Here is a 6,891-nt window from a genome sequence, read left to right as displayed (position 1 = left end):
GTCGAGGGCGGCGGCGCGGGCTGGGCTCGCCTGTGCCGAGGCGATCAGGGTGGCCGCGCCCTTGGCCCCGAGAACATGCGCAGCGTAGAGGTCGCCCGCCGTCGGCTCGCGGCCCAAAGCGCCGGCCAGGGCCTCGCCGTTGCGCTGGGTCAGCGCCCCCGCCAGGGTGGCCGAGACCTTCGGATCGCGGCGCAGGTCGAGGATCGCCTGCCGGGTCGCCGGATCGGCCACGGTGTAGCGGCCATCGGCACCCGTGGTGATGGCATCGGCATAGGCGGTGAGCCCGAGCTTGGGGCCGGCATTCTTCATCACCCCGAGCCAGGTCTGCTCGATGAACTGGAACAGGCCGGTCGCCGTGGAAGTGCCGGCCTTGGCCGAGGGGTTGAGGCTCGATTCGCGTTGCGCCGTAGCGAGCAGGTAATCGAAGCCGACGCCGCTGGTCTGCGCGCCCTCGCGGATCGCATCCACGACCTCGCCGCTCGCGCTCCCGTTCCGCGTGGGGGCGGCGGTCTCGCGGGGGCCGATCGGAGCATTGGTGAACAGGAACATGACGCGTCCCGCCGGGACCGTCACTCGGCCCCGTGAGGCGTGAGTTTCCTGCAGCTATGGTAAAGGAAGGTTGAATGACGCCCGCGCCGCCCGGTTCCAATTCCGTCCTGCGCCGCATCACGATGGTGGATGTGGCCAGTGCCGAGGCTGCCTTGGCCGCGGGGGCGGAGGCGCTGGCGGTTACGGGGGTTCTGCTGCCCGGATGCCTCGCGGACCTGCGGGCACGCTGGCCGGACCGGACGGTCCATCTCACCCTCGACGGTCCCGACGATCCGGGGCTCGACGGAATGCTCGTCGAGAGGCCGGACGGCCTGCTGCTCCGCAATGCCCGTTCTGGCCGCGACGTCGCCGCCCTCGGGGCACGGCTGGCTGTCCACGAAGCGCTGCATGGGTTGCCCGACGGAGCCTGCGCGATCCTCGCCGCGATCCGGCATCCCCTCGGCCTGCTCGACGCGCGCAGCTTCGTCGGGGCGAGTCCCCGGCTCGCGGGGCTCGGCCTCGACAATCATCCGTCCGGGGACGGGTATGCCGGGGATCAGGCCCGTTGTCTCGTCCGCCTCGCGGCGGCGGCGGCGGATGTGCCGGCCTTCGCGCTGGTGTGATTCGGGAGGAGCTCAGCCGCCCTTCGGACGCTTCAGCTCGAACCGGTTCTCGGCTTCGGTGGTGAAGTAGTCGAAATAGCCGCCGCGCAGGATCGGCCGCATGGCCCCGGTATCGACCCGGCCGTCCTTGATGAAGCGGTCGTCGATGTAGATCGAGACCACCTGCCCGATCACCATGAAATTCGCGGCCTCACCGCCGCCCAGCGGCACCAGCGGCACGGTCTGGAGCCATTTGCACTCGATGGCCGCCGGCGATTCGGCGACCCGGGGCGGCCGCACCCGGTGCGAGGGCGCCGGTGTCAGGCCGGCGAAGCCGAACTCGCTCACGCCCCGCTCCAGCGGCGCCGAGGTGGCGTTGACCGCCTCGCGCAGGTCGAAGGTCGCGAGGCTGCAGACGAACTCGCCGCCTTCCTCCGCGAAGGTCATCGCGTCCTTGCGCCCGGAGGAGGAGAACATCACCATGTCGGGCTCGCCGCCGACCGCGTTGAAGAACGAGTAGGGCGCGAGATTGACCCGGCCCGCCCGGTCCATGGCGCTGATCCAGCCGATGGGTCGCGGGGCGACCACGGCCTTGAGCGGGTTGTGCGGCAGGCTGGGATGGGCGGCCTCGTAATGCATCGGCGCCTCAGAGCCGCGTGACGATCTGCGAAAGATCGGGCCGGGGCCGGTCGGAGGGCACTTCCCGGGGGCGGCCGATATGAATGAAGCCGGCGATCCGCTCGGCCGGGTCGAGACCCAGCGCATCGAGCACCCGGCGGTCATAGGCGAACCATTCGGTGAGCCACGAGGTGGCGTAGCCGGCGGCGTTGGCCGCCACCACGAGGTTCATGCAGACGGCGCCCGCCGAGAGCAGCTGCTCCCATTCGGGAATCTTGACGTGCGGCCCGGCGCGGGAGACCACGCCGACCACCACCGGGGCGTGAGTGAGGCGCTGCCGCTCCTGCGCGAGGCGCTTCTCGTCGGCATCGGGGAAATCGGCGGCGTGGGTGGCGGCGATGATCGCACCGATGCGCTCGCGCGCTTCGCCCTCGATCACGAGGAAGCGCCAGGGGGCGAGCTTGCCGTGATCCGGCACCCGGGCGGCGACGGTCAGCCAACCGTCGAGTTCCTCGGCCGTGGGGCCGGGGCCGGTCAGCAGCGGCGGCGGCACCGAGCGGCGGGTGCGCAGCAGCGCCAGGGTCTGGTCGCAAGGGGCGGCTTCTCGGGACTCGGTCATGGACAATCCGCGTGGAGGGGCCGAAGCTGGCGAAGGCGCTCGCCGGCGAGAGACCGCCTTGCCGCCGCCATGGTCGGGTTTCAAGAGCGCGACGGTCCGGACTTAGCGCCGGATCGGGCGGAAAGGGAGTGCGAGGGACGATGGGACGCGGGTTCGCAGGCTGCAACGCCGTCACCTGGGCCCTTTTCGCCGCGTCTTTGCTCGCCGCCGGTCCCGTTGCTGCCCAGACCCAGGCGCCCTTCGGGCCGACCCTGCCCACGCCGGGGATCGCCGGGCCGATGCTGCCGCCGCCCGCGGCTGAGGGCGAGGCGGATCTGACGCTTTCGGCGGTCTTCGCGGGCGCCAATCTGCCGATCCGGTCCGGGCTGGCATGGCGCATCTACGAGGATCGCGGCGAGGCCGGGCGGCCGGCCATCGTCGCCCGCTCGAACGACCCCGCCCCGACCTTCAAGCTCGCGGCCGGCGCCTACGTCGCCACCGTCACCTACGGTTACGCCAGCGCCTCGAAGCGGATCACGATGTCGGGCAATCCGAGCCGGGAGGAGCTGCGCGTCGCGGCCGGCGCCCTCAAGCTGTCCGGCGCGGTCAGCGACCAGAGGATCCCGGCGGCCCAGCTCGCCTTCTCGGTCTTCGTGCCGATCGGGACGAACTCAGAGGGGCGCCTCGTGCGCAGCGGCATCAAGGCCGGCGAGATCGTGCGCCTGCCGGAGGGCACCTACCACGTGGTGTCGAACTACGGCGATTCGAACGCGATCCAGCGCGCCGACCTCCGGGTGGAGAACGGCAAGGTCACCGACGCGACCATGAACCACCGCGCCGCCACGGTGACCCTGAAGCTCGTCGCCGCCCCCGGCTCCGAGGCCTTCGCCGGCACCGCCTTCAGCGTGCTGACCCCCGGCGGCGACACCATCCGCGAGGCCATCGGCGCCTTCCCCTCGGTGACGCTGGCGGAGGGCGATTACGTGTTGATCGCCCGCCATGACGGGCAGGTCTTCACCCGCGAGTTCAAGGTGGAGAGCGGCATGGACCGCGACATCGAAGTCGTGGCGAAGGGAAGCTGACCTCCGATGCGGTCCCGTGGCATCACCCTCGCGGCGCTCCTGATCCTTGGTGGCGCGACGGCGGCCAGGGCTCAGACGGTGGTGGACGGATCGGACGCGGCGGTCGGTCCCGAGGCGGCGCGGGCGGTGCTGAGCCTGATCGGCACGCAGCTGCGCGATCCCGAGGCGCGGATCGCGGGCCTGCGGATCGGCCGCTCAGGCGCCCTGTGCGGCACTGTCGATGTCCGCAACCGCATGGGCGTCCATACCGGCCCGCGCGGCTTCGTCGCCGACCTGCCGGAGAAGTTCATCGGGCGGCTGCCCGAGGGGCCGGAACTGCGCAGCCCGGCCAGCATGGCGGATTTCCGCGCCATGGAGCGCGCTCGGGCGCTGTACGAGGCCAACTGCACCGCCGGCTGACCGGCGGTGCGATCAGGCGAACGGCACGATCAGCGGCAGGGCGAGAATCAGCCCGCCGGCCAGCACGATGACGTCGCGGACACGCCGTCCGATCCAGGCCTGGGCCCCGCGCCGCTGTGCGATGATGTCTTCCGTGAGGCTCATGATCGTCTCCTGTCGTTGAGTGAGCCCGATATGAGCGAGGCCTCGCTTCCTCGACAGGGACGGTTGCAGTACAATCCAACAAACTGTCCGGGACAAGTACCGATACAGTTTGGAGGACAGTGATGACCGGGAGTGTGAGGGAGGCCCTGTCCGAGCCGGTGCCGGAGGCGACGCTCTCGCGCGTCCAGACGGTGATGCGGGCGATCGAGGATCGCATCGAGGGTCGCGCCCTCGGTCCCGGCGCCCGGCTCCCCTCGGTGCGAGCGTTCGCCGAGAGCATGGGAGTGTCGAAATCGACCGTGGTCGAGGCCTATGACCGGCTGGCGGCGCGGGGGGCCATCGTCTCCCGCCCGGGCTCCGGCTTCTTCGTCGCGGCCCGGCCGGAGCCGCTCAGCCTCGCCGCCATCGGGCCGCGGCTCGACCGGGCCGTCGATCCCGTCTGGATCACCCGGCAATCGCTGGAGGCGGGGCCCGATTCTCTCAGGCCCGGTTGCGGCTGGCTGCCGCCGGACTGGCTGCCGGAGGAGGATCTGCGCCGGGCGCTCCGTCATGTCGCCCGGCAGAGCGACGCGGTGATGTTCTACGACACGCCCCAGGGTCATGCTCCCCTGCGCCAGCAGCTTGCCCTTCGGCTGACCGAGCGCGGCATCCGCGCCCATCCCGATCAACTCGTGCTCGCCGATTCGGTGACGCAGGCCCTCGATCTCATCATCCGCTTCCTCGCCGAGCCCGGCGATACGGTGCTGTTGGACGATCCCTGCTACTTCTCGTTCCAGGCGCTCGCCCGCGCCCACCGGCTGCGGATGGTCGGGGTCCCGTTCGGACCCGAGGGGCCGGATCTCGCCGCGTTCGAGCAGGCGCTGATCGAGCACAAGCCCCGCTTCTACATCACCAATTCAGGTCTTCAGAACCCAACCGGCGCCACCTTGAGCCCGGTCGTGGTCCACCGGATGCTGCGGCTCGCCGAGATGCACGGCACGCTGATCGTGGAGGACGACGCCTATGCCGATTTCGAGCCGGAGCCGGGGCCGCGGCTCGCCGGATTCGACGGGCTCGACCGGGTGATCCATGTCGGCGGCTTCTCGAAGACGCTCTCGACCGGCGCCCGGGTCGGGGCGATCGCGCTCCGGTCCGACTGGGTCGAGCGCCTCGTCGATCTCAAGCTCGCGGTGTCCCTGAGCGACAACCATCTCACCGCGGCCACCGTCCACCGCTTCCTCGCCGAAGGCAGTTATCGTCACCACCTCGATGCCCTGCGGACCCGGCTGGCGGATGCGCGCGGCATGGTGGTGCGGCGGCTCGCTCAGGCGGGCTTAAGCGTCCCCTTCGTGCCGAGCGCGGGGATGTTCCTCTGGACCCGCCTGCCCGAGGGGCTCGACGCCGTCGACGTCTCCCGCCGGGCGCTGGCTCGCGGGGTGGTGCTGGCGCCGGGCAACGTCTTCTCGATCAGCCAGGGCGCGGCGAGCTTCCTGCGCTTCAACGTCGCCCAATGCGCCAGCCCACGGGTGTTCTCGGAGCTGTCGCGGGCGATGGAAGGGTAGGGCGCCTCCGCCTCTCCCTTCCAGGCCGCGTTTGCGGTGTCGCGCTTTACGGCGCCGGCTGCTCGACGTGATGGCCGTCGAGCACCGCGTCGGTGCTCGGCCGGCTGTCGATCACCGCCTCCGTCCGGCGGCGGTCCGGGGAGGTCGCCTCCTCGACGAAGGCGGCGAGCGCGGCGTCGAGGGCGAGCGTCGTGGTCTTCTGGCTACCGAGACGGCGCACCGAGACGGTCCGCTCCTCCGCCTCGCGGCGGCCCAGCGCCAGCAGCACCGGCACCTTGGCCAGCGAGTGCTCGCGGACCTTGTAGTTGATCTTCTCGTTGCGCAGATCCGCCTCGACCCGGAGGCCGGCGCGCTCCAGAACCCGCACCACCTCGCGGGCGTAATCGTCGGCCTCGCTGGTGATCGTCGCCACCACGATTTGCAGGGGCGCGAGCCAGAGCGGGAAGTGCCCCGCGAAATGCTCGATCAGGATGCCGGTGAAGCGCTCCATCGAGCCGCAGATGGCGCGGTGGACCATCACCGGCGGCTTCTTCTGGCTGTCGGCGTCGATATAGGTCGCGCCGAATCGCTCCGGCAGGTTGAAATCGACCTGCGTGGTGCCGCATTGCCAGTCGCGGCCGATGGCGTCGCGCAGCACGTACTCGAATTTCGGCCCGTAGAACGCACCTTCGCCCGGATTGACGGCGGTCTTGATGCGCCCGCCCGATTGCTCCTCGATCTGAGCGAGCACCCGAGTCATCACCGCCTCGGCGTGATCCCACAGGGCGTCGGAGCCGACGCGCTTCTCGGGGCGGGTGGAGAGCTTCACCAGGATTTCGTCGAAGCCGAAATCGGCATAGGTCGAGAGGATCAGGTCGTTGATCTTCAGGCACTCGTCGGCGAGCTGGTCCTCGGTGCAGAAGATATGCGCGTCGTCCTGGGTGAAGCCGCGCACCCGCATCAGCCCGTGCATCGCCCCCGACGGCTCGTAGCGATGGACGACGCCGAACTCGGCCATGCGCAGGGGCAGGTCGCGGTAGGATTTGAGCCCGTGCTTGAAGATCTGCACGTGGCCCGGGCAGTTCATCGGCTTCAGCGCGAACCAGCGCTTGTCCTCGGCTTCCTCGCCCGCGCTCTGGGCCGCGAACATGTTCTCGCGGTACCAGCCCCAGTGGCCGGAGGTCTCCCACAGCGACTTGTCGAGGATCTGCGGCGCGTTCACCTCGGCATAATCGCCCTTCAGGCGGCGGCGCATGTAGGCGATCAGCTCCTGGAACACCGTCCAGCCCTTGGCGTGCCAGAACACGACGCCGGGCCCTTCCTCCTGGAAGTGGAACAGGTCCATCTCCTTGCCGAGACGACGGTGGTCGCGGCGCTCGGCCTCCTCCAGCCGGTGCAGG

The 6,891-nt window shown here is 70.4% G+C and carries 9 protein-coding genes; 4 read left to right on the top strand and 5 right to left on the bottom strand.

Annotation, left to right across the window (positions count from 1 at the left end; all coding sequences use genetic code 11):
* Positions 1 to 549 (bottom strand): transglycosylase SLT domain-containing protein (locus tag MZTS_RS22685; RefSeq protein ID WP_192285513.1); only part of this gene is annotated, 549 nt, incomplete at its 3' end.
* Between the two features lie 74 nt (positions 550 to 623).
* Here MZTS_RS22685 and MZTS_RS22680 point away from each other — a divergent pair.
* Entirely contained in the window at positions 624 to 1,151 is a 528-nt protein-coding gene (locus MZTS_RS22680) for an aldolase (RefSeq protein WP_192285512.1), read from the top strand.
* A 12-nt stretch (positions 1,152 to 1,163) separates the two neighbouring features.
* On the opposite strand, the gene MZTS_RS22675 is transcribed toward MZTS_RS22680, so the two are convergent.
* Positions 1,164 to 1,769, bottom strand: a complete 606-nt coding sequence (locus tag MZTS_RS22675) for a flavin reductase family protein (RefSeq protein WP_192285511.1) — start codon at positions 1,767 to 1,769, stop codon at positions 1,164 to 1,166.
* A 7-nt stretch (positions 1,770 to 1,776) separates the two neighbouring features.
* Positions 1,777 to 2,367, bottom strand: a complete 591-nt coding sequence (locus MZTS_RS22670) for a nitroreductase family protein (protein WP_192285510.1) — start codon at positions 2,365 to 2,367, stop codon at positions 1,777 to 1,779.
* A 140-nt stretch (positions 2,368 to 2,507) separates the two neighbouring features.
* Here MZTS_RS22670 and MZTS_RS22665 point away from each other — a divergent pair, with 140 nt between their 5' ends.
* Both MZTS_RS22665 and MZTS_RS22660 read left to right on the top strand, forming a co-directional pair.
* Entirely contained in the window at positions 2,508 to 3,428 is a 921-nt protein-coding gene (locus tag MZTS_RS22665) for a hypothetical protein (protein ID WP_192285509.1), read from the top strand.
* 6 nt (positions 3,429 to 3,434) lie between these two features.
* Entirely contained in the window at positions 3,435 to 3,827 is a 393-nt protein-coding gene (locus MZTS_RS22660; RefSeq protein ID WP_192285508.1) for a hypothetical protein, read from the top strand.
* Between the two features lie 12 nt (positions 3,828 to 3,839).
* Here MZTS_RS22660 and MZTS_RS25525 read toward each other — a convergent pair whose 3' ends face one another.
* Entirely contained in the window at positions 3,840 to 3,971 is a 132-nt protein-coding gene (locus tag MZTS_RS25525; protein ID WP_281397086.1) for a hypothetical protein, read from the bottom strand.
* Positions 3,972 to 4,093: 122 nt separating this feature from the next.
* Between MZTS_RS25525 and MZTS_RS22655 the strand changes: the two genes are divergently transcribed.
* Positions 4,094 to 5,512, top strand: a complete 1,419-nt coding sequence (locus MZTS_RS22655; protein WP_192285507.1) for an aminotransferase-like domain-containing protein — start codon at positions 4,094 to 4,096, stop codon at positions 5,510 to 5,512.
* 46 nt (positions 5,513 to 5,558) lie between these two features.
* On the opposite strand, the gene thrS is transcribed toward MZTS_RS22655, so the two are convergent.
* Positions 5,559 to 6,891 (bottom strand): threonine--tRNA ligase (gene thrS, locus MZTS_RS22650; RefSeq protein WP_192285506.1); only part of this gene is annotated, 1,333 nt, incomplete at its 5' end.

The sequence above is a fragment of the Methylorubrum zatmanii genome (assembly GCF_014845115.1).
Classification (GTDB): domain Bacteria; phylum Pseudomonadota; class Alphaproteobacteria; order Rhizobiales; family Beijerinckiaceae; genus Methylobacterium; species Methylobacterium zatmanii.
Note: the sequence above shows the minus strand (reverse complement) of the source record. Positions and strands in the feature narration are given on the sequence as shown.

Bases quoted from the DNA above. Each gene is read 5' to 3' on its own strand.
- MZTS_RS22660 (WP_192285508.1), top strand. From the start codon at position 3,435: ATGCGGTCCCGTGGCATCACCCTCGCGGCGCTCCTGATCCTTGGTGGC.
- MZTS_RS22665 (WP_192285509.1), top strand. From the start codon at position 2,508: ATGGGACGCGGGTTCGCAGGCTGCAACGCCGTCACCTGGGCCCTTTTC.
- MZTS_RS25525 (WP_281397086.1), bottom strand. From the start codon at position 3,971: ATGAGCCTCACGGAAGACATCATCGCACAGCGGCGCGGGGCCCAGGCC.
- MZTS_RS22655 (WP_192285507.1), top strand. From the start codon at position 4,094: ATGACCGGGAGTGTGAGGGAGGCCCTGTCCGAGCCGGTGCCGGAGGCG.
- MZTS_RS22680 (WP_192285512.1), top strand. From the start codon at position 624: ATGACGCCCGCGCCGCCCGGTTCCAATTCCGTCCTGCGCCGCATCACG.
- MZTS_RS22675 (WP_192285511.1), bottom strand. From the start codon at position 1,769: ATGCATTACGAGGCCGCCCATCCCAGCCTGCCGCACAACCCGCTCAAG.
- MZTS_RS22670 (WP_192285510.1), bottom strand. From the start codon at position 2,367: ATGACCGAGTCCCGAGAAGCCGCCCCTTGCGACCAGACCCTGGCGCTG.